This is a genomic window from Amycolatopsis sp. SB7-3, assembly GCF_041021335.1.
GTDB classification, from domain to species: domain Bacteria; phylum Actinomycetota; class Actinomycetes; order Mycobacteriales; family Pseudonocardiaceae; genus Amycolatopsis; species Amycolatopsis japonica.
The window spans coordinates 73,963-93,303 of record NZ_JBFPJQ010000004.1 but is presented as its reverse complement, the minus strand read 5'-3'; the positions used below and the strand labels follow the sequence as shown (position 1 = coordinate 93,303).

The window sequence follows — 19,341 nt, the reverse complement described above, 5'->3', positions numbered from 1 at the left end:
GAGCGAACCGATGACCACCGGCACGTCGGCCCGGCTGCTGAGGCTCCTCTCCCTGCTGCAGGCGCGGCGCGACTGGCCGGGCGCCGATCTGGCCGACCGGCTGCGGGTGGACGTCCGCACGGTCCGGCGCGACGTCGAGCGGCTGCGGGAGCTGGGATACCCGGTGCACGCCACGCCCGGCGTCGCGGGTGGCTACCGGCTCGGCGCGGGGGCCGCGCTGCCGCCCCTGCTGCTGGACGACGACGAAGCGGTCGCGGTCGCCGTCGGGCTCCGCACGGCGGCGAACGGGACGGTGTCGGGGATCGAGGAGACCTCGGTACGCGCGCTCACGAAACTGGAGCAGGTGCTGCCCGCCCGGCTCCGGCACCGGGTGACCGCGCTGAACGCCGCGATGATCCCGCTCGGCGGCGTCGTCCCGGTCATCGACGCGGCGGCGCTGACGGTCATCGCGTCCGCGTGCCGCGACCATCAGCGGCTCCGGTTCGGTTACCGCAGCCACAGCGGCGACGTCACCGAGCGCTACATCGAGCCGTTGCGCCTGGTGCACACCGGGCGCCGGTGGTACCTGGTCGCGTTCGATCTCGATCGGGACGACTGGCGGACCTTCCGCGTCGACCGGATCGACGGCGTCCCGGCGACCAGCTTCCGGTTCACGCCGAGGGAACCGCCCGCCGAGGACCTCGCGGCCTATGTCTCCCGCGGGATCACGTCTTCGCCGTATCCGCACCAGATGGTGCTGCGGGTCAGCGCCTCGGCGGAGGCGCTCGCCGAGTACGTGTCACCGACCGCCGGGACGATCGAAGCCATCGACGAGCACACCTGCCGGGTCAGGGTCGGTTCCAACGACCTCTCCGTGATGCCCTACTACCTCGCCCACTGGGACGTGGACTTCGTCGTGGAGGAGGCACCGGACGAGGTCAAGGAGCGGCTACGCCTGGTCGCCGACCGCTTCGCGCGCGCGGTCGTGTGAGTCCGAAGTGGACCGTGCGCGTTTGGCGAGCAGGCCGATGGAACCGAGCGAGATCAGCGCCAGCACGATGATGTAGAGCGAAACCGACATCGACGTCCCGGTGGATTCCAGCAGCAGCACCATGATGAACGGCGCGAGTCCGCCGCCGACGACCGCGCTGATCTGATAGCCCAGCGAGGCGCCGGTGTAGCGCATCTCGGCGGTGAACAATTCGGCGAACAGCGCCGCCTGCGGGCCGTACATGATGCCGAGGAACAGCGACCCGACGAACGAGGCGATCACGAACAGCGGCAAGGACGCCGTGTCGATCAGCAGGAACATCGGGATCGCCCAGAGCGCGACCCCCGCCGCGCCGAAGGTGTAGATCTTGAGCCTGCCGATCCGGTCGGACAGTTTCGCCGACAGCGGGATGATCGCCAGCTGCAGCGTGCTGATCAGCAGGGTCGCCACGAGCACCGTGGTCCGCGACATGCCCAGATGACGGGTGGCGTAGTCGAGGACGCCGTTCAGCAGGATGTAGAAGGTGGCGGTGTTGACCATGAACGAACCGCCGGCCAGTAGCACCGTGCCCTTGTGGTGACGCAGGACGTCACGCAGCGGCGACTTGGCCCGGCCGCGTTCTTCGGCGGCGAGTTTCGCTTCCGCACGGCGGTATTCGGGCGTCTCGTCGATCTTGACGTGCATGTACCAGGCCAGTCCGAGCACGAGGACGCCGACCAGGAAAGGGATCCGCCACGCCCACACGAGGAAGTCCGACGGCGGCGCCACCTGCGCGGCGACCAGGAACACCGTGTTCGCCAGCACCACCCCGATCGGGACACCGAGCTGGACGAGACTGCCGTAGAGACCGCGTTTGCCGGGCGGCGCGTACTCGGTGGCGAGCAGCATCGCGCCACCCCACTGGGCGCCGACGGCGACCCCCTGCACGAGCCGGAGCAGCACCAGCAGGAGCGGCGCGGCGATCCCGATCGAGTCGTAGGTCGGCAGCAGGCCGATCAGCGTGGTCGCCGCGCCCATCAGCGCGATCGCCAGCACCAGCACGGGTTTCCGGCCGCGTTTGTCGCCGAGGCTGCCCGCGATGATCCCGCCGAGGGGCCTGGCGAGGAAGCCGACCGCGAAGGTGGCGAACGAGGCGAGGACGCCGGCCGCGGCGTTGGTGGTGGGGAAGAAGGTCTTCCCGAACACCAGGGCGGCGGCGATCCCGAAGACGAAGTAGTCGTACCACTCGACCGATGAGGCGAGTGCCGCCGCGGTCGCGGCCCTCCTGCGCTGGGAGACGGTGATCGTCGGTTCGGCGGCGGTTCCGGGGGCGTTCGGTGCTGTGTCGGCCATCTGGATGCCCTTCGCTCGGCGCTGCTGCGGCGATGCAGTCCGGGCAAGTTAACAACCGCTTAGTATGTGGTCAACGTCTCAACGGGTAATTCTAGATACCGACCAGTTGGTATGTCACTCTGGTGGCGGTATCGCCGCGAGAGGTCGATCAGTACTGGTCAGGAGAGTTTCGTGCCGAGCATGCGCAGTACCAGCTCGCTGTACTCCTGGCCCAGCTTCTTGGGGGTCTGGCGGGCCCGTTCGTTGTACCAGCGGGAGACGTCGACGCCGAGCGAGAGCACGGCGCGGGCCGCGGTGTGCGGGTCGCCGACGGTGAACACGCCGGCCTGGGCGCCTTCGGTGATGACCTCGCGCACGACCTGCTCGATGCGGCGGCGCAGTTTCGCGACGATCTCGAACTCCTCGTCGGGCAGCGCCTGCAGTTCGTACTGCACCACGCGGGCCACGGTGTGCCGCCGCGCGTGCCAGGCCACGAAGTCCTCCACCAGCAGCCGGATCCGCTCGACCGGGTCGGTCTCCCGTGCCACGACGCTCTCGACGAGGGAGAGTGTCTGCTCGTGGCCGTACTTCGAGATCGCGAACAGCAGCGCGGCCTTGGACGGGAAGTGGACGTACAGCGCCGCGGGGCTCATTCCCGCCGCGGAGGCGATGTCCCTGGTGGTGGTCGCGTGATAGCCGCGCCGCGCGAAGGATTCGACCCCGGCCAGCATCAGGCGCCGTGCCGTCTCCGGCTGGACGTCGGGCCACAGTTCGGCCGACAGCGACATGGTCATCCGCAGATCCTCCCAGACGCTCGAACCGGAGAGTGGGCTTGACAGCGCCTCCGGACCTTCCCATTGTAAGTGAGCGCTCGCTTAGTCAAGGAAAGAGGAGATCGACAGAGTGAACCACTCCTTCAAGGATCGCGTCGCGATCGTCACCGGGGCCAGCCGGGGTATCGGCCTCGGGATCGCCAAGGACCTCGTCGAGCGCGGCGCGAAGGTGTGCATCACCGCGCGCAAGCCGGAGCCGCTGGCCGAGGCGGTCGCCGAACTGGGCGGCGAGGCGGTCGCCATCGCCGTTCCCGGCAAGGCCGACGACGACGAGCACCAGGCCGAGGCCGTCGCCAAGACCATCGAGACGTTCGGACGGCTCGACATGCTGGTCAACAACACCGGCATCAACCCGGTGTTCGGGCCGACGCTGGACGTCGACCCCGGTGCCGCCGCGAAGATCTTCGCCGTCAACGTGCTCGCCCCGCTTTCGTGGACCCGCCGGGCGCGCGACGCGTGGATGGGGGAGCACGGCGGCGCGGTGGTGAACGTCGCGTCCATCGCCGGGCTCGGCGCGTCGCCCGGGATCGGGATGTACGGCGTCAGCAAAGCCGCGCTGATCCGGCTCACCAAGGAACTCGGTTTCGAACTGGGCCCGAAGATCCGCGTCAACGCCGTCGCGCCGGCCGTGGTCAAGACCAAGTTCGCGACCGCGCTGTACGAAGGCCGCGAAGAAGAGGTCTCGGCGCCGTACCCGATGAAGCGCCTCGGCGTCCCGGCGGACATCGCGAGCGCCGTGTCGTTCCTGCTTTCGGAAGAGGCGGGCTGGATCACCGGGCAGACGATGGTCCTCGACGGCGGCGTGACGCTGGCCGGTGGCCTGTGACCCCGTCCTTCACCGGATCCGGTGTCGTCGTCACCGGCGGGGGCGGCGGGATCGGTGCCGTACTCGCCCGCCGCTTCGCCGCCGAGGGCGCGCGCGTGGTCGTCGGCGACCTGAACGGTGATGCCGCGGCCGAGGTCGCGAAGGAGATCGGCGGGACCGCCGTCGCCGGTGACGCCGCGAGCGAAGCGGGTGTCGCGTCGCTGATCGAGGCGGCCCGCGAAACCCTCGGCGAGATCGACGTCTTCTGTGCCAACGCCGGGATCGCGCCGATGGGCGGCGTGGACGCGCCCGAGGAGGACTGGGCGCGGATCTGGGACGTCAACGTCATGGCGCACGTGCGCGCCGCGCGGCTGCTCCTGCCGCCGTGGCTCGAACGCGGCCGTGGGCATTTCATCTCGACGGTGTCGGCCGCGGGATTGCTGACCAGCCTCGGTTCGGCGTCGTACTCGGTGACCAAACACGGCGCGCTCGCCTTCGCCGAATGGCTGTCGGCGACGTACCGGCACCGCGGGCTCACCGTGCAGGCCATCTGCCCGCAGGGTGTGCGGACGGCGATGCTGGAGAACACCGGCCCCGCGGGCGAACTGCTGATGGGCGCGTCGGCGATCCAGCCGGAACAGGTCGCGGACGCGTTGTTCGAGGCCATCGCCGCCGACCGGTTCCTGGTGCTGCCGCATCCCGAGGTCGCGGACTACTACGCCGCGCGGGCCACGCAGACCGACCGCTGGCTCGGCGGGATGAACAAGCTGCAGCGCAAGGTGGAGCAGGTCACCGGCGAATGACCCCCGGGACCGCGCACGGTTTCGCCCTGCGCGGTCCCTTATGTTTCAGACGACTTCGTTCAGCTTCCCCGTCGCGACGTCGAACACGAAACCGCGGATGGAATCCTTCTTGGGAATGAACGGGCTGTTCTTGATTCGCGCGATCGACTGACGGACGTCCGCGTCGACGTCGCCGAACGACTCGGCGGCCCACGCCGGTTTGACGCCGACTTCCTCCTGAATGGATTTCTTGAAATCGTCGTCGGTGAAGGTGAGCATTCCGCAGTCGGTGTGGTGGATGAGGATGATCTCCTCGGTGCCGAGCAGGCGCTGGCTGATCGCGAGGGAACGGATCTCGTCCTCGGTGACGACGCCGCCCGCGTTGCGGATGACGTGCGCTTCACCTTCCTGAAGGCCGAGAACGCCGTAGACGTTGATACGGGCGTCCATACAGGCGAGCACGGCCACGTGTTTGGCGGGCGGCAAGGGCAGTGGTCCGGAAAAGCGCGCGGCGTAACCGGCGTTGTTGGCCAGGAGTTCATCGGTGACCGACATGGTCGTCCCCTTCCGGGTGGAGTACGACCGAGTGGACCGCTCGGATGCACGCATGCGCAACCACGCCCATGACCTGGGATCGGACCGGCTGAATCCGGCCGCCACGGCGTGTATCCACCCGGCGGTTGATCTTCGCCGCGGAATCGGCCACTGTGGGGAGGGGGTCCTGCTCGCGGTGAGGAAACACGATGAACAAGCGTTTCGTGGTCCGTGGGTTCGTGCTTGCCGCGGCCGTGGCCGGGTCGATGCTGACCGCGGGATCGGCGATGGCGAGCACCGCGGAACCGTGCGCGGCCGGGGCGTCGGGAGACGTCGCGGCGGCTTCCTGCACGCCGTATCGCAAGGTGAGTGAGGGCTGGAGCAGCAAAACCGCCTGCAACCGCGCCGGCAACGAGGGCGCGCAGGCGGGACGCTGGACCGGCTGGAACTGCAACCAGGCGCTGCGCGGCTGGGAGCTGTGGGTGCGCACCTGCACCGCTTTGGCGGCGGAGAAGGACGCGGTGACCACGCGCGAAACCGTCTGATTCGCCTCTGTCGCCCCGGACGCGTGTCCGGGGCGACCTAAGCTCCTTAGTACGGCGGGAAATCCGGCGGACGGCGTTCGTTCCAGCTCGCCAGGCCTTCGGGAAGTTCCGGGTGACCGAAGGATTCGAGCATCAGGGCGGTGGCTTCGCGGGCGGAATCCTCCAAGGAGAGCCCGGCTTCGCGAAGGACCTGCCGTTTGATGAGCGCCATAGAACGTGGCGCGCTGTAGGTCGCGAGTTCGGTGGCATAGGCCATTGCCCGCGCCGAAAGCTCTTCCGGCGGCACGACTTCCTGCACCAGGCCGTACTCGTAGGCATCTTCGGCGGTGAAGGTCCGGCCGGAGAGCAACAGATCGAGTGCCCGGCCGCGGCCGACGAGTTCGGGCAGCAGTTTCGCCACCCCGTATTCGGCGATGAGGCCCCGCCGCGCGAAGGCGGTGGTGAACTTCGCGCCCGCCGCGGCGAACCGGACGTCGGCGGCGCAGGCGATCACGAAGCCGAGCCCGGCGCAGCCGCCGTTGATCGCCGCGACCACCGGCACGTCGGCATACGCGGCGGCGAGGACGTCGCGGAACCCTTCTCGTTCCGGCGCGCCCGTGCCGCTGACGGAGATGTTCTCCAGCAGTCCCAGGTCCGCGCCGGGGCAGAAGGAGCGCCCGCTGCCGGTGACGACGACGGAACGGACGCCGGGATCGGCCGACGCCTCGCCCAGCAGCCGGCCGTAGCGGATCTGCATCGGCTGGTCCATCGCGTTGCCGCGGCCGGGTTTGTCGAAGGTGATCGTGGCGACGGCGCCGTCCACGGCGTAGCGGACCGTGCCCGCAGTGTCTACTTCGGACGGTGAGAGCTGATCGGTCACGTCGACCTCCTTGCGTCATCGACATACTAAGCGGATGCTTACGGGATCGTCGAGACTTGTCAGGGAGGAAACCTGCATGAGCCGGTACGAAGCGAAGCCGTGGCTGGCCGCCTACGAGGATCGGATGAAGGTGGCGGAGGCACCGAAAGCGACCACGGTCCTGGCGTCCTTCCGGCGGGCGGTCCAGCGCTCTCCGCAGGCCACGGCGATCGCCTACTTCGACGCCACGATGAGCTACCGCGAGGTCGACGAGCTCTCCGACGGCGTCGCGCGTCATCTGCTGGCCTCCGGTTTCGCGCCCGGCGACCGGCTCGCCCTGGTCCTGCAGAACATCCCGCAGTTCGTGCTGGCGTTGCTCGGCGCGTGGAAGGCGGGCGGGATCGTGGTCCCGGTGAACCCGATGTACCGCGAGCGGGAACTCCAGCACGTCTTCGAGGACGCGGGGGTGCGTGCGGTCGTCTGCTCGCAGAGCGGATGGAACCGCCGCATCCGCCCGCTCGTGCCCGGCAGCGACGTGACGATCGCGCTGACCACCAGCGAACTCGACCTGCAGGGCCGCGATGACCCGCGGGTGTTCGGCAAGACCGTGCGGGAGCCGACCCCCGGCGCCGCCGATCTGCTGACGGCGGCGCGGGCCGCGGCGGGGGAGCCACCCGCTGACCCGGGCCTCGGCCCCGACGACGTCGCGCTGATCAGCTACACCTCGGGCACCAGCGGGACACCGAAGGGGGCGATGAACACCCACGGCAACCTCGGCGCGAACGCGGCCGTGCTCAGCACGTTCAGCGGTCTCGGCGAGGGCGCCACGCTGTTCGGTCTGGCCCCGCTGTTCCACATCACCGGCATGGTGTGCGAGATCGCCTCCGCGATCGACATCGGCGGCACGCTCGCGCTCGCGTACCGGTTCGAGCCCGGCGTGGTGCTCGACGCCTTCCTGGAGCACAAGCCCGTGTACACGGTCGGCCCGTCCACGGCGTACATGGCGTTGATGGCCCATCCCGGCGTGAGCCGCGAGCACTTCGACTCCTTCCAGCTGCTGTACTCCGGTGGTGCCGCGCTGCCGCCCGCCGTGGTCGGCACGTTCCGCGAACGGTTCGGCCACTACATCCACAACGGCTACGGGCTCACCGAGACGACCGCGGGCTGCATCGTCGTGCCGAGCAGCCTCGAAGCGCCCATCGACGAAGCGTCCGGCACGATCTCGATCGGCTTGCCCGTACCGGGGACCATCGTGCGCATCCTGGGTGAGAACGGCGAGGAACAGCCGTTCGGGACGGCGGGTGAGATCGCCGTCGAAGGTCCGATGGTGATCCCCGGCTACTGGAACCGGCCCGAGGCGACCGAAGCCGTGCTGCCCGGCGGCAGGCTCCTGACCGGCGACATCGGCTTCATGGAGCCGAGCGGCTGGGTCTACGTCGTCGACCGCAAGAAGGACATGATCAACGCCTCCGGGTTCAAGGTCTGGCCGCGTGAGGTCGAGGACGTCCTGTACACGCATCCGGCGGTGCGTGAAGCGGCCGTCGTCGGCGTTCCGGACGCCTACCGCGGTGAGACCGTGAAGGCCTACATCAGCCCGGCGCCGGGCACCACGCCCGACCCCCAGGACCTCGTCGCGTACTGCAAAGAACGCCTCGCCGCGTACAAGTACCCGCGGGTGATCGAGGTGCTCGACGAACTGCCGAAGACGGTGAGCGGCAAGATCCTCCGCCGCGAACTCCGGGAGAGGGGCTGAGCGGGATGGCGCAGGTCGAAACCGTCCGCGGGTCCGTCGACACGGCGGTTCTTCGAGCATGCGGGCGGGTATTGACCGCGTTCGTGCTGGGGCCCGCGGTCAGCTTTCGGGCGGGGTGGTCGTGAGTGGCGATTCGGGTTCTAACCCGAATCGCCACTCACGGACCTGCGCGGCACCGCACTCGCGTGATCGGCGCCGGAACACCGAGTGCGGCCTCCAATCACGCGAGTCACGTGCCTGATCACGCGATCTCGAGTGCCTTTTCCCGTGCGTCGACAAACCGGCCGGTATGCTGAGTGTCCGCACGAGAAGGAGCCGGTCATGACACGAGCGACCACCCGGAAGGCCGAGGCAGGCGGCGAAGACCAGGCCGCCGTCCCGCGCCGTCTGCTGTCGCACGCCACGAAGCTCTTCGCCAAGAAGGGTTTCGACCGCACCTCCGTGCAGGAGATCGTCGAGGCGGCCGGCGTCACCAAGGGCGCGATGTACCACTACTTCGGCTCCAAGGACGACCTTCTCTACGAGATCTACGCCCGGGTGCTGCGCTCGCAGACCGAGCAGCTGGAAAAGGTGGCCTCGAGCGAGGCGCCGCTGCGGGAGCGGCTGCGTTCCGCCGCCTCGGACGTCATCGTCAGCACGATCGACAACCTCGACGACAACACGATCTTCATGCAGTCCATGCACCAGCTCAGCGTGGAGAAGCAGAAGGCCGTCCGCGCGGAACGCCGCAAGTACCACGAGCGGTTCCGCACGCTGATCGAGGAAGGCCAGGAGTCCGGCGAATTCCGCGGGGACAAACCGGCCGACGTGATCGTCGACTTCTTCTTCGGCTCGGTGCACCACCTCGGTTCGTGGTACCGGCGTGGCGGCGCGCTTTCGGCCCGCCAGATCGGCGACCACTTCGCGGATCTCCTGCTGGCCGCATTGCGGCCCGAGTAGCGCCCAGCCGCTCGGCGGGGTCCGACCGTTTCCGGGCGGACCCCGCCGGGTGGATCAGGCCGGCAGGTCGATCAGCGGCGCGAGAGCCGCGCGATGCCGTCCAGGAGTGCCCAAGGCGATCTCGTCGCTCTTCGCGCGCTTCAGGTACAGGTGCGCGGGGTGCTCCCAGGTCATGCCGATCCCGCCGTGCAGCTGGATCGCCTCTTCGGCCGCGTGGACGGCGATGGGGGAGTTGCGGGCCTGTGCCACCGCGACGGCGATCGCGATGTCGTCACCGGAGGCCAGGCAGTCGGCGGCGTATCGCGCGGTCGCCCTGGCGTTGACCAGATCCGTGTACAGGTTCGCCAGCCGGTGCTTCAATGACTGGAAGGAGCCGACCTGACGGCCGAACTGGTAGCGCTCCTTGAGATAGCGCACCGTTTCGGTGAGCGCCCACTCGGCGATCCCGAGCTGTTCCGAGGCGAGCAGACCCGCCGCGGTCACGAGTGCCGTGTCCAGCGCGGACGCCGCCGTCGAGGCGTCGGCGACGCGTTTCGCGGCCGCGTTCTCCAAGGTCACGTCGGCGATGCGCCGGGTGAGGTCGAGGGAGATCGCCTCGGCGACGGTCACCCCCGCCGACGCCGCGTCGACCGTGTACAGGCCGGGACCGTCGGGTCCCACCGCCGGGACGACGAGCAGTTCGGCCACCGAAGCGTCGGCGACGCTTCGGACCCGGCCGCTAAGCGTGCCGTCGGCCGCCGCGGTGACCGCCGAGGGGAACTCGGCGCCGGGCGCGGTCGACAGCGGCACGGCCAGCGCGCCGATGAGCGTGCCCGCGGCCAGTTTCCCGAGCCGTTCGGTCACTTCCGCCTGTGCCGTGTCGGTCGCCAGCAGGGCCGACGTCGCCAGGACGGCGCTGCCGAGATAGGGGACCGGGGCGACACTGCGCCCGAGCTCCTCCATCACGACGGCGACTTCCCGCGCCGAAGCGCCGTGCCCGCCCAGCGCCTCCGGGACGGCGAGACCCGCCGTGCCGAGGTCGGCGGCGAGCGTGCGCCACAGCTTCAGGTCGTACGGTTCGGCCGTCTCGGTCCTGGTGATCAGGGCCGCCGGTTCCGCGCGGTCCTTGAACAGGTCACGGACGCTGGCGCGAAGGTCCTCTTCGACCTCGGAGTACAGCAGGTCGCTCATCGGGGCAGGTCCTTCCAGGCGACGTCCTTGTCGATCCGCGGCTCGGACGGCAGCCCCAGCACACGCTCGGCGATGATGTTGCGCAGGACCTCCGAGGTGCCGCCCTCGATGGAGTTCCCCTTCGCGCGCAGATAGCGATAGCCGGCTTCGCGGCCGAGGAAGTTCACGCCGTCGGGGCGGCGCATCGTCCAGTCGTCGTAGCGCAGACCGTCTTCGCCGAGTAGCTCGATCTCCAGCCCGGACGCGGCCTGGTTCAGCTCGGAGAACGCGACCTTGACCGCGGAACCCTCCGGCCCCGGCGCGCCCGCGGCGAGCTGCTGTCGCAGCCGCGAACTCACCAGGCGCAGGCTTTCGCCTTCCACCCACAGCTTCAGCAGCCTGTCGTGCAGTTCGGACGTCCGCAGCTCCGGGCGCTCCCGCCAGACTTCCGCGACGACGCCGACCATGCCGCCGTCACGCGGGAACTCGGTCCCGCCGATCGCGACCCGCTCGTTCATCAGCGTGGTCTGCGCGACCTTCCAGCCCTCACCGACCGCACCGAGGCGGTGCGCGTCGGGAATGCGGACCTCGCTGAGGAAGACCTCGTTGAATTCGGCCTCCCCGGTGATCTGCCGCAGCGGCCGGACCTCGACGCCCGGCGCGGTCATGTCGCACAGGAAGTACGTCATGCCACGGTGTTTCGGCACATCGGGATCGGTGCGGGTGACCAGGATGGCCCACTGCGACTTGTGCGCGCCCGACGTCCAGACCTTCTGGCCGGTGACCACCCAGTCGTCGCCGTCACGCACCGCGCGGGTGCCCAGCGCGGCCAGGTCGGAGCCGGCGCCGGGCTCGCTGAACAGCTGGCACCACACCTCGCGTTCGGTCCACAGTGGACGCAGGAAACGCTGGTGCTGTTCCGGCGTGCCGAAGGCGAGGATCGTCGGCGCGGCCATGCCGAGACCGATGCCGATCCGCCGTTTGTCGTTGTCCGGCGCGCCCGCCGCGGCGAGCTCTTTGTCGACAACGGACTGAAGGGAGCGGGGCGCGTTCAGCCCGCCAAGGCCTTCGGGGAAGTGGATCCACGCCAGCCCGGCGTCGAACCGCGCGTCGAGGAAGTCCTGACGCGGCGTGCTTTCCGGCGGATACGCGGCCAGCAACTCGGCCACGCGCCGTTTGAGATCGTCCACAGTGGTCACTTCGAAGCCTCCCCGCGGTACTTCTTCAGCTCACGGTGCGCCAGCGAACGCTTGTGCACCTCGTCCGGGCCGTCGGCCAGGCGCAGCGTCCGCACCTGCGCCCACATCTCGGCGACCGGGAAGTCCTGGCTGACCCCGCCCGCGCCGAACAGCTGCACGGCCTTGTCGAGGATCCATTCGACGGTGATCGGGGTGGAGATCTTGATCGCCTGGATCTCGGTGTGCGCGCCCTGGTTGCCGACCGTGTCCATCAGCCACGCGGTCTTCAGGACCAGCAGCCGCTGCTGCTCGATCTTGACCCGCGCCTCGGCGATCCAGTCCTGCACCACGCCCTGTTCGGCGATCGGCTTGCCGAAGGTCTCACGCGAGAGCGCCCGGCGGCACATCAGTTCCAGCGCGCGCTCGGCCATCCCGATGGCGCGCATGCAGTGGTGGATCCGCCCGGGCCCGAGGCGTGCCTGCGCGATGGCGAACCCGTCGCCCTCGCCGGCGATGAGGTTCTCCGCCGGTACGCGGACGTCCTCGAAGAGCACTTCGGCGTGGCCGCCGTGGTCCCCGTCGGTGTAGCCGAACACGTGCATACCGCGTTTCACGGTCATGCCGGGGGTGTCGCGGGGGACCAGGATCATGCTCTGCTGCTTGTGCGCGGGCGCGTCCGGATCGGTTTTGCCCATCACGATGAAGATCTTGCAGTTCGGGTTCATCGCGCCGGAGATGTACCACTTGCGACCGTTGATGACGTATTCGTCGCCGTCACGCCGGATGCTGGTGGCGATGTTGCGCGCGTCGGAAGAGGCGACGTCGGGCTCGGTCATCGCGAACGCGGACCGGATCTCGCCGTCCAGCAACGGTTGCAGCCACTGCTTCTTCTGCTGGTCGGTGCCGAACATGGTGAGCACTTCCATGTTCCCGGTGTCCGGTGCCGCGCAGTTCACCGCGGTCGGCGCGAGCCGGAGACTGCGGCCGGTGATCTCGGCCAGCGGCGCGTACTGCAGGTTCGTCAGGCCCGCGCCGTGGTCACCGGGGAGGAAGAAGTTCCACAGCCCGCGTTTACGGGCTTCGGCCTTGAGTTCCTCGACGATCGGCGGCTGCGACCACTCGCTGTCGCGCTCGGCCAGCTGCCGCTCGAAGACGGCCTCGGCCGGATAGATGTGCGAATCCATGAACTCGAGGAGTTTTCCCCGCAGTTCCTCGGTTTTCGCGTCGAAGGCGAAGTCCATCCCTATCCCTCTTCCTTGAGCGTTTCGATGCCGTGCGCGATCAGGGGAACGACGCCCGAGCCGATGCCGTCGAATCCGGCGCCGACGGTCTGTCCCTTGCTGTAGCGGAGGTGGATGCCTTCCAGGATCACCGCGAGCTTGAAGAACGCGAAGCTCACGTACCAGTCGAGCCGGGACACATCGCGGCCGGAACGTTCGGCGTACCGCGCGATGACCTCGTCGTTGCGCGGGTAGCCCGGCGCCGAACTGGCGTTGGACACGAACTGCAGGGAGACCTTGTCGCGTTCGGCGTAGGCCACCAGCAGTGCGAGGTCGGTCAGCGGGTCGCCGAGGGTGGACATCTCCCAGTCCAGCACCGCGGTGATCCGGTCGTCGGCGTTCACCAGCACGTTGTCCAGCCGGTAGTCGCCGTGGACGATCGACGGTTCGCCCGATTCCGGCACCGACGAGGCGAGCCGGTCGTGCAGTTCGTCGACGCCCGGCAGGTCGCGGCTGCGATTGCCGTCGAGCTGCTTCTTCCAGCGCCGCAACTGGCGTTCGAGGAAGCCCTCGGGACGGCCGAAATCGCCCAGTCCCACCGATTCCGGCTCGACGGCGTGCAGCGCGACCAGGGTGTCGACCAGCTCGTCCGCGATCGCCTTGGTGCGGGCGGGACCCAGCGCGGCCAGCTCGGTGTCCGAACGGAAGGGCGTGCCCTCCACGAACTCCATCACGTAGAACCGCGAGCCGATGACGCCGGTGTCCTCGCACAGCAGCACGGTTTCCGGCACCGGGACCGCCGTGCCGTGCAGGCCGGAGATCACCCGGTACTCGCGGCCCATGTCGTGCGCCGTCGGCAGGACGTGGCCCAGCGGCGGGCGGCGGACCACCCAGCGGGACCGGCCGTCACCCACGATGTAGGTGAGGTTCGACCGGCCCCCTTCCACGACCTGGCCGCTCAGGTCGCCCTGGACGAGACCCGGCCGGTGCTCGTCCAGATGGGCCTTGAGCCTGGTCAGGTCGAGGCCCGGCAGGTCGGACTGGTTCATGGTGCCTCCAGCGTCTCGCTTTCCGATAACAGTACCGACCAGTCGGTATGTCAGGTAGGGCTGGTCCGGCGAGGTGCCGGAGGTCACTCTCTCAGGCGATCAGGCGGACGACCATTTCCGCGACGCACGCCGGTTTGGGCTCGCCGTCGATCTCGATCGTCCACCGGACGACGGCCTGCTTGCCGCCGGCGACGTCGGTGACCTCGACCAGTTCGGCACCCGCCCGGATCTTCGCGCCGACCTTGACCGGCTGGGGGAACCGGACCTTGTTCAGGCCGTAGTTGATGCCCATCTTGAGCCCGTTGACCCGGTAAAGCTTGCCGACGAAGCCCGAAATGAGCGACAGCGTCAGGAAACCGTGGGCGATCGGCGCCCCGAACGGGCCTTCGGCGGCCTTCTCGACGTCGACGTGGATCCACTGGTGGTCGTCGGTGGCGTCGGCGAACAGGTTCACCCGTTCCTGGGTGAGCGTCAGCCAGTCGCTGTAGCCGAAGTGCTCGCCGACGGCGTTCTCGAACTCCTGCAGGGAGGCGAATTCGCGCATGGCTCAGTCCTTCGGTCCGCCGGCGACGTAGATGACCTGACCGGAGATGAATTCGGCGCCGTCGCTCACCAGGAACGACGCGAGGTTGGCGATGTCGTCGGGGGTGCCGACGCGCTGCACCGGGATCTGCGACGCGGCCGCCGCCTTGAAGTCCTCGAACGACATGCCGAGCCGCTCGGCGGTCGCCGCGGTCATGTCGGTGGCGATGAACCCGGGGGCGATGGCGTTCGCGGTGACGTTGAACTTGCCCAGTTCGATCGCGAGGGTCTTGGTGAAGCCCTGCATACCGGCCTTGGCGGCGGAGTAGTTGACCTGGCCGCGGTTGCCCAGCGCCGAGGTGCTGGACAGGTTGACGATGCGGCCCCACTTCTCCTGCGTCTGGTACTTCTGCACCTCGCGGGTCATCAGGAACGAGCCCTTGAGATGCACGCCCAGCACCGAGTCCCAGTCCTGTTCGGTCATCTTGAACAGCAGGTTGTCGCGGGTGATGCCGGCGTTGTTGATCAGCACGGTCGGCGCGCCGAGTTCCTCGGCCACCCGGGTCACCGCGGCTTCGACCTGCGCGGCGTCGTTGACGTCCAGCGCGACACCGACGGCCTTGCCGCCCTCGGCGACGATCGCTTCCGCCCCTTGTTCGACACCGGCCTCGTCGAGGTCCAGCAGGCCGACGGCGAATCCGTCGGAAGCGAGCCGTTTGGCCACGGCCGCCCCGATGCCGCGGCCGGCGCCGGTGACGATCGCTACACGGGAGGGGTGTTCGGTCACGGGTGTTCTCCTCGTCGTCGAGTGGAAGTGCCGTCGAGTCTGCCGTACTAAGCAGTTGGTTTGTAGAGAAGTCAGGCCAGGAGTCTCGCTGTGATCGTAATCACGGGCGCCCGAACGGCCACTCCCGGCGAGCTGATCGTCCCGACATCTGGCGCGCCGACCTGCGCTTCCGCAAGCACGCTGAGGTGCCACATGCGCCCCTTGCTCACCTTCATTTACTGGGGCAGGGGTTTTACGCCGACCGCTGGGGCTGGTGGTGTTGCCGAGCCGTGGGTGGCGAGCGAGAAGTCCGTGGAGGCCTCCTTCCCTACCCTGAAGGTAGGGAAGGAGGCCTTCACGGACCTTCGGCCAACTGACCCCCACATTCAGTAGGTACCTAAGGAAGCCTTGGCCCTAACCGTCCGTACCACTCACGAGGCTCGGGTCAGCTCGCCCGTTTGCCCAGCACCTCGGTGATCAGCCGCGGCAGCTCGCCGCCATGCCACGAACTGGGCGAGAACCGCTCCTGCGCGATCCCTTCCCAAGGCTCGCCGTCGTCCAGCGAAATGCCTTCCTCGCGGGGAACGAGCACGCCGATCTCCTGCGCCGCGACACCTTCGCCGGCGAGCGTCTTCTTGGCGAGCTCGACGTCCTCCGGCCGCACGGCGACCACGAGCGTCCAGTCGCCCCAAGCCTGCGCGAGCTCGAACCGCCCGAGTCCCGACTGCGCGCAGACGTCGGCGAGCGGCTCGTCCAGCCGGATGGCCGTCGTGATCCGCGCGCCGAGGCCGTTGGCCCCGCACAGGGTCCGCACGGTCGGGAAAAGACCGTCCGAGACGTCCATCGCGGCGCGTGCCAGGCCCGCCGTGGCGAGCGCGTTCCCGGCGGCCACCTGCGCCATCGGCTTACAGGCACGCTCGCGGATCTCGGCGACGGCCGAATCGGAGAGCCGCGCCTGCTGTTCGACGAGCAACGCGTACGACCACAGGTAACCGGGCGAACCGACCAGCAGCAGACGGTCGTCGACCTCGGCACCGAGTCGCCCGAGCCTGCCGCCGGGGACGCACCGGCCGATCGCGGTGGCGGTGAGCTGCCGGACCGGACCGTCCCGGAGATCGCCGCCGACGACCTTGGTCCCGTGCTTCTTCGTGCAGTCGTCCACGCCGTCGAGAAGCCGCCGGAATTCGCCCGCCGTGGTCGTCTTCGGCAGGGTGTAGTTGACGACCAGGCCAAGCGGCGTCGCCCCGGCCGCCGCCAGATCGGACAGGTTGATCGTCGCCAGCAGCCATCCGGCGTGATACGGATCCGTTTCGCCCAGGATGGTGACCAGCGGCGTGGGACAGCTGTCGGTGGTGGCGACCAGATCGCCGCGAAGTCCCTCTTCGGCGTCGAGGACGGCGCAGTCGTCACCGAACCCGCGGACACCGCCGTAACGCGGCCGCAGGATGTGCTCCAGGATCGCGTGCTCGCCGAGGTCGCCGAGGCGGACGTCGTCGCCGACCGGCGAGAGTTCAGTTACGGCCGACATGATCCGCCAATCGGGACGGGGCCACGTTGTGGTCGCTGGAATAGTTGTGCGGCAGCGCGCCGTAGGGCTGTTCGCTTCCGGTCGAGGCGAACAGCATGAGGTTGCAGATCCGCGCTCCGGGGTGCAGCAGCACCGGATGCCGCAGATGGTTCACGATCTCCAAGGTCAGCACGGCGCCTTTCTCACTGCCGAAACCGGGGCTGACCTGTCCACAAAGGACGACGCTGATGCCGAGCCGCGCGTAGTCGCTCGTCCCGTCGACGAGCCCGGCGAGCTTCTCCGAAAGCCCGATCTTCTCCAGCGTCGGCGCGAGGACGACTTCGCCGGGTTCGACGCACAGCCGTCCTTCGGCGTCGGGTTCCTTCGGCCGGAGTTCCGGATAGGTGCTCCGGTCGGCGATGTCGACGGTCCCGGTCGATTCCAGCGCGAAGGCCTCGTGCCCGAGCCGCAGGCTGATCGCGGCGGGGCGGACGAGGGTCGGTTCGAACGGGGTGATCGTGAGCTCCCCGCTGCGGTGCGCCCGTCTGATGGCCCTGTCGGTCAGGATGCCGCGACGTGGCGCGGGCCAGTTCAGCGGCATGACGCCACCGCTTCCGCGACGGCGCCGACCAGGACACGGAAATCGGCCTCGGTCAGGTCGCCGTTGGGCTGGTCGTCGGATTCGCCCGGCTCGCAGTAGACGACGGTGGTGCTGGTGCGATGCGGCCCCTGGATCACCACCGTCGCGGTCAACCCGGCCGCGATCGGCCGCACGGTGTGCACGATTCCGGTGTCGCACGAGTAGACCTCGCCGAGCCGGACGTGCGGGGTCTTGTCCACTTCGAGCCGGGCCTCGCCGTCCGCGAGCAACGCGGCCGGGTTCGCCGGGTCGGCGCCGTAGCGGTACCGCGTGTACGGCTTCCCGCCGTCGGCCGTTTCGTGGAACTCGACCATGTGCAGGCCCTCACCCGCGACGATGGCCGAGGCGAATTCCCACCGATGACTGTGCGGATTGGACTCGCCGCGCGACGGCTCCGCGGATTCCGGCCAGACGTGGAGCCGGATCCGGAAATCGGGCGAGGCGTGGAGCACCATTTTGGCGAAACCGTTGGGATGCCAGTAGGAACGCTTCGCCGCGGCGCGGACGGCTTCTTCGTCACCGAGGATTTCTTCGAGCCACGAAAGGAAAACGTCGGGGGAGTCCTGGACCCGGCGCGCGACCGTGCGCAGCCAGGGAAGGTCGGCGTCACCGTCCGCCGGAACGGCGGCGAGGGTCGATGGCGGGGTGTCGATCATGGAGTTCCTGGGATTCCTGGAGGACTGAGCGGGGGCGCCGCGGCGGCGAAGGCGGCCGCGCGGAGCGCGGTGACGGCGTCCAGCGTCTGCCAAATGGGTAGGTCTCCGCTCTCCCAGGCCCAGAGCCCCTGGTCGGCGTCGTAGCGCTCCCAAAGGGTTCCGAGCGCCCGGTTGAGCCGGGGGAGTGGCAGGAAGGGGGCGGTGGCGAGCGCTTGGACGACCCAGGCGGAGGTGAAGTGCCGGATGATGATCCGGGTCGTTCCTTCACCGTCGGGGCGAGGCCTCTCTAGATCCTCTGCCACGCCATCGTCCGAATGGGACCGATCGATGAGCCATTGTGTGGCTTCGTCGGCCGCCTCACGGACGTCGTTGCGATCTTCACGGCTGCGCAGGACGTCCCGCAGGGCGACGACCGACCGCGCGGTGTGCACCACCGAAGCCTCCGGGGCGACGAGCCCGGCCTCGTTCTTCTCCGGCCACAGGAGTGAGCCGTCGAAGTCGAGCCGGGCCGCCAGGAGGGCGTCGATCAGCCGGTCGGTCAGCGGGGCGTCCGGCCGCAGCCGGACCGCCGTGTGCAGCACGGCGGACAACAGGTACGGACGGGTCCGGCTGTACGGGTCGATTTCCTCTCCGATCAGGAGCGACCCTTCGAGTTGTTTCAGTCCGTCGTCCGCGGACATGGTGCTGGTGCGGAAAAGCGCGTCCACCACCGACGCGGTGGTCTCCGGCCGCCTGCCGCCCGCGCGGCCCCGCCAGCCGTGCGCCGACTGGAGCCGGTAGAGATCTTCGGCGAGTGTATGTAGGCCGATGTAGGGATCGCCTACCATCAGCATGGTGTTGATCCCATAGGCGGTGCTGAGCGCCTTCGGCCCGGTGCTCTTCTGCAGATTGTGCCGCCAGCCCAGCGGTTTCCCGTGCTCGTCGCGGATCAGGCGCTCGGCGAGTTTGGCGCCGACGGTGTGGAACACCTGCAGCAGCGACCGCGAAGTGTCGACCACGCCGGCGTCGGCGACAAGGGGCGGGGCGGTGTGCTCCTGCGGCGATCGGGCCGCCTCGACCAGGGTGAACAGCGCGTTCGCGGCGCGGAAGTGGTCGTCGAGCTGGCGGGCGTTATGGGTCGACGGCAGGTATTTGCCGGTCTCCCACTGAGTCAGGTTCGCCCTGGTCACCCCGATGATCCGGGCGGTTTCCGCCTGGGTTTCCCCGGCGGCCTTGCGCAGCCGCCGTAGCTCACGGCCGACACCCGACGCGGTAACGGTTTCCGCATCGGGGCTTACCGGCCGCCGTCCGGCCGATGTAGGCTTCATGTAGGCACTAGACACAGGCTTACCTACCTTTAGTAGG

20 protein-coding genes are annotated in these 19,341 nt (G+C 68.9%); 6 read left to right on the top strand and 14 right to left on the bottom strand.

Features of this window, described 5'->3' with window-relative positions; genetic code table 11:
* Positions 1–10 precede the first annotated feature (10 nt).
* Positions 11–970, top strand: a complete 960-nt coding sequence (locus tag AB8M46_RS28010) for a helix-turn-helix transcriptional regulator (RefSeq protein ID WP_394362200.1) — start codon at positions 11–13, stop codon at positions 968–970.
* On the opposite strand, the gene AB8M46_RS28005 is transcribed toward AB8M46_RS28010, so the two are convergent.
* Positions 929–2,302 (bottom strand): MFS transporter, encoded by a 1,374-nt coding sequence (locus tag AB8M46_RS28005; protein ID WP_037344120.1) that lies wholly within the window; start codon positions 2,300–2,302, stop codon positions 929–931. The two genes, AB8M46_RS28010 and AB8M46_RS28005, sit on opposite strands and share 42 nt — an antisense overlap.
* A gap of 158 nt (positions 2,303–2,460) precedes the next feature.
* Positions 2,461–3,075, bottom strand: a complete 615-nt coding sequence (locus AB8M46_RS28000; RefSeq protein ID WP_394362199.1) for a TetR/AcrR family transcriptional regulator — start codon at positions 3,073–3,075, stop codon at positions 2,461–2,463.
* Positions 3,076–3,184: 109 nt separating this feature from the next.
* On the opposite strand from AB8M46_RS28000, the gene AB8M46_RS27995 reads away from it, so the two are divergent.
* Both AB8M46_RS27995 and AB8M46_RS27990 read left to right on the top strand, forming a co-directional pair.
* On the top strand, positions 3,185–3,940 hold the full coding sequence (locus tag AB8M46_RS27995) for an SDR family oxidoreductase (protein WP_037344122.1): 756 nt from the start codon (positions 3,185–3,187) through the stop codon (positions 3,938–3,940).
* Entirely contained in the window at positions 3,937–4,722 is a 786-nt protein-coding gene (locus AB8M46_RS27990) for an SDR family oxidoreductase (protein WP_125736315.1), read from the top strand. Before AB8M46_RS27995 ends, AB8M46_RS27990 begins: the two co-directional genes overlap by 4 nt.
* A 45-nt stretch (positions 4,723–4,767) precedes the next feature.
* Here AB8M46_RS27990 and AB8M46_RS27985 read toward each other — a convergent pair whose 3' ends face one another.
* The gene (locus tag AB8M46_RS27985) at positions 4,768–5,256 is read right to left on the bottom strand and encodes a carbonic anhydrase (RefSeq protein WP_125736314.1); all 489 of its coding nucleotides are present in this window, start codon (positions 5,254–5,256) and stop codon (positions 4,768–4,770) included.
* 188 nt (positions 5,257–5,444) lie between these two features.
* On the opposite strand from AB8M46_RS27985, the gene AB8M46_RS27980 reads away from it, so the two are divergent.
* On the top strand, positions 5,445–5,780 hold the full coding sequence (locus tag AB8M46_RS27980; RefSeq protein ID WP_073847049.1) for a hypothetical protein: 336 nt from the start codon (positions 5,445–5,447) through the stop codon (positions 5,778–5,780).
* A gap of 46 nt (positions 5,781–5,826) precedes the next feature.
* Here the strand turns inward: AB8M46_RS27980 and AB8M46_RS27975 are convergent, their stop codons facing one another.
* Positions 5,827–6,639 (bottom strand): enoyl-CoA hydratase-related protein, encoded by an 813-nt coding sequence (locus tag AB8M46_RS27975; protein ID WP_394362198.1) that lies wholly within the window; start codon positions 6,637–6,639, stop codon positions 5,827–5,829.
* A 76-nt stretch (positions 6,640–6,715) separates the two neighbouring features.
* Between AB8M46_RS27975 and AB8M46_RS27970 the strand changes: the two genes are divergently transcribed.
* Positions 6,716–8,371, top strand: a complete 1,656-nt coding sequence (locus tag AB8M46_RS27970; RefSeq protein WP_394362197.1) for an AMP-binding protein — start codon at positions 6,716–6,718, stop codon at positions 8,369–8,371.
* A gap of 321 nt (positions 8,372–8,692) precedes the next feature.
* A complete protein-coding gene (locus AB8M46_RS27965; RefSeq protein WP_016333237.1) occupies positions 8,693–9,310 on the top strand; it encodes a TetR/AcrR family transcriptional regulator in 618 nt (205 codons plus the stop codon).
* Positions 9,311–9,364: 54 nt separating this feature from the next.
* Here the strand turns inward: AB8M46_RS27965 and AB8M46_RS27960 are convergent, their stop codons facing one another.
* The 10 genes from AB8M46_RS27960 to AB8M46_RS27915 all read right to left on the bottom strand — a co-directional run bounded on the left by AB8M46_RS27960 (position 9,365) and on the right by AB8M46_RS27915 (position 19,304).
* Positions 9,365–10,480 (bottom strand): acyl-CoA dehydrogenase family protein, encoded by a 1,116-nt coding sequence (locus tag AB8M46_RS27960; protein ID WP_394362196.1) that lies wholly within the window; start codon positions 10,478–10,480, stop codon positions 9,365–9,367.
* Positions 10,477–11,658, bottom strand: a complete 1,182-nt coding sequence (locus AB8M46_RS27955; protein ID WP_037344129.1) for an acyl-CoA dehydrogenase family protein — start codon at positions 11,656–11,658, stop codon at positions 10,477–10,479. The genes AB8M46_RS27960 and AB8M46_RS27955 overlap by 4 nt, the downstream gene beginning before the upstream one ends.
* Positions 11,655–12,878, bottom strand: a complete 1,224-nt coding sequence (locus tag AB8M46_RS27950; RefSeq protein WP_016333240.1) for an acyl-CoA dehydrogenase family protein — start codon at positions 12,876–12,878, stop codon at positions 11,655–11,657. The genes AB8M46_RS27955 and AB8M46_RS27950 overlap by 4 nt, the downstream gene beginning before the upstream one ends.
* Positions 12,879–12,880: 2 nt before the next feature.
* Entirely contained in the window at positions 12,881–13,906 is a 1,026-nt protein-coding gene (locus tag AB8M46_RS27945; protein WP_394362195.1) for a phosphotransferase family protein, read from the bottom strand.
* Between the two features lie 91 nt (positions 13,907–13,997).
* Positions 13,998–14,450 (bottom strand): MaoC family dehydratase, encoded by a 453-nt coding sequence (locus AB8M46_RS27940; protein ID WP_037344134.1) that lies wholly within the window; start codon positions 14,448–14,450, stop codon positions 13,998–14,000.
* Positions 14,451–14,453: 3 nt separating this feature from the next.
* On the bottom strand, positions 14,454–15,215 hold the full coding sequence (gene fabG / locus AB8M46_RS27935) for a 3-oxoacyl-ACP reductase FabG (RefSeq protein ID WP_394362194.1): 762 nt from the start codon (positions 15,213–15,215) through the stop codon (positions 14,454–14,456).
* Between the two features lie 424 nt (positions 15,216–15,639).
* Entirely contained in the window at positions 15,640–16,722 is a 1,083-nt protein-coding gene (locus AB8M46_RS27930) for a thiamine-monophosphate kinase (protein WP_394362193.1), read from the bottom strand.
* Positions 16,706–17,302: a dCTP deaminase gene (gene dcd / locus AB8M46_RS27925; protein ID WP_125736308.1), complete on the bottom strand. Its 597-nt coding sequence runs from the start codon at positions 17,300–17,302 to the stop codon at positions 16,706–16,708. The genes AB8M46_RS27930 and dcd overlap by 17 nt, the downstream gene beginning before the upstream one ends.
* Complete coding sequence (locus AB8M46_RS27920) at positions 17,293–17,997, bottom strand: hypothetical protein (RefSeq protein ID WP_394362192.1); 705 nt, start codon at positions 17,995–17,997, stop codon at positions 17,293–17,295. Before AB8M46_RS27920 ends, dcd begins: the two co-directional genes overlap by 10 nt.
* The gene (locus tag AB8M46_RS27915) at positions 17,994–19,304 is read right to left on the bottom strand and encodes a helix-turn-helix transcriptional regulator (protein ID WP_394362191.1); all 1,311 of its coding nucleotides are present in this window, start codon (positions 19,302–19,304) and stop codon (positions 17,994–17,996) included. Before AB8M46_RS27915 ends, AB8M46_RS27920 begins: the two co-directional genes overlap by 4 nt.
* Positions 19,305–19,341 lie beyond the last annotated feature (37 nt).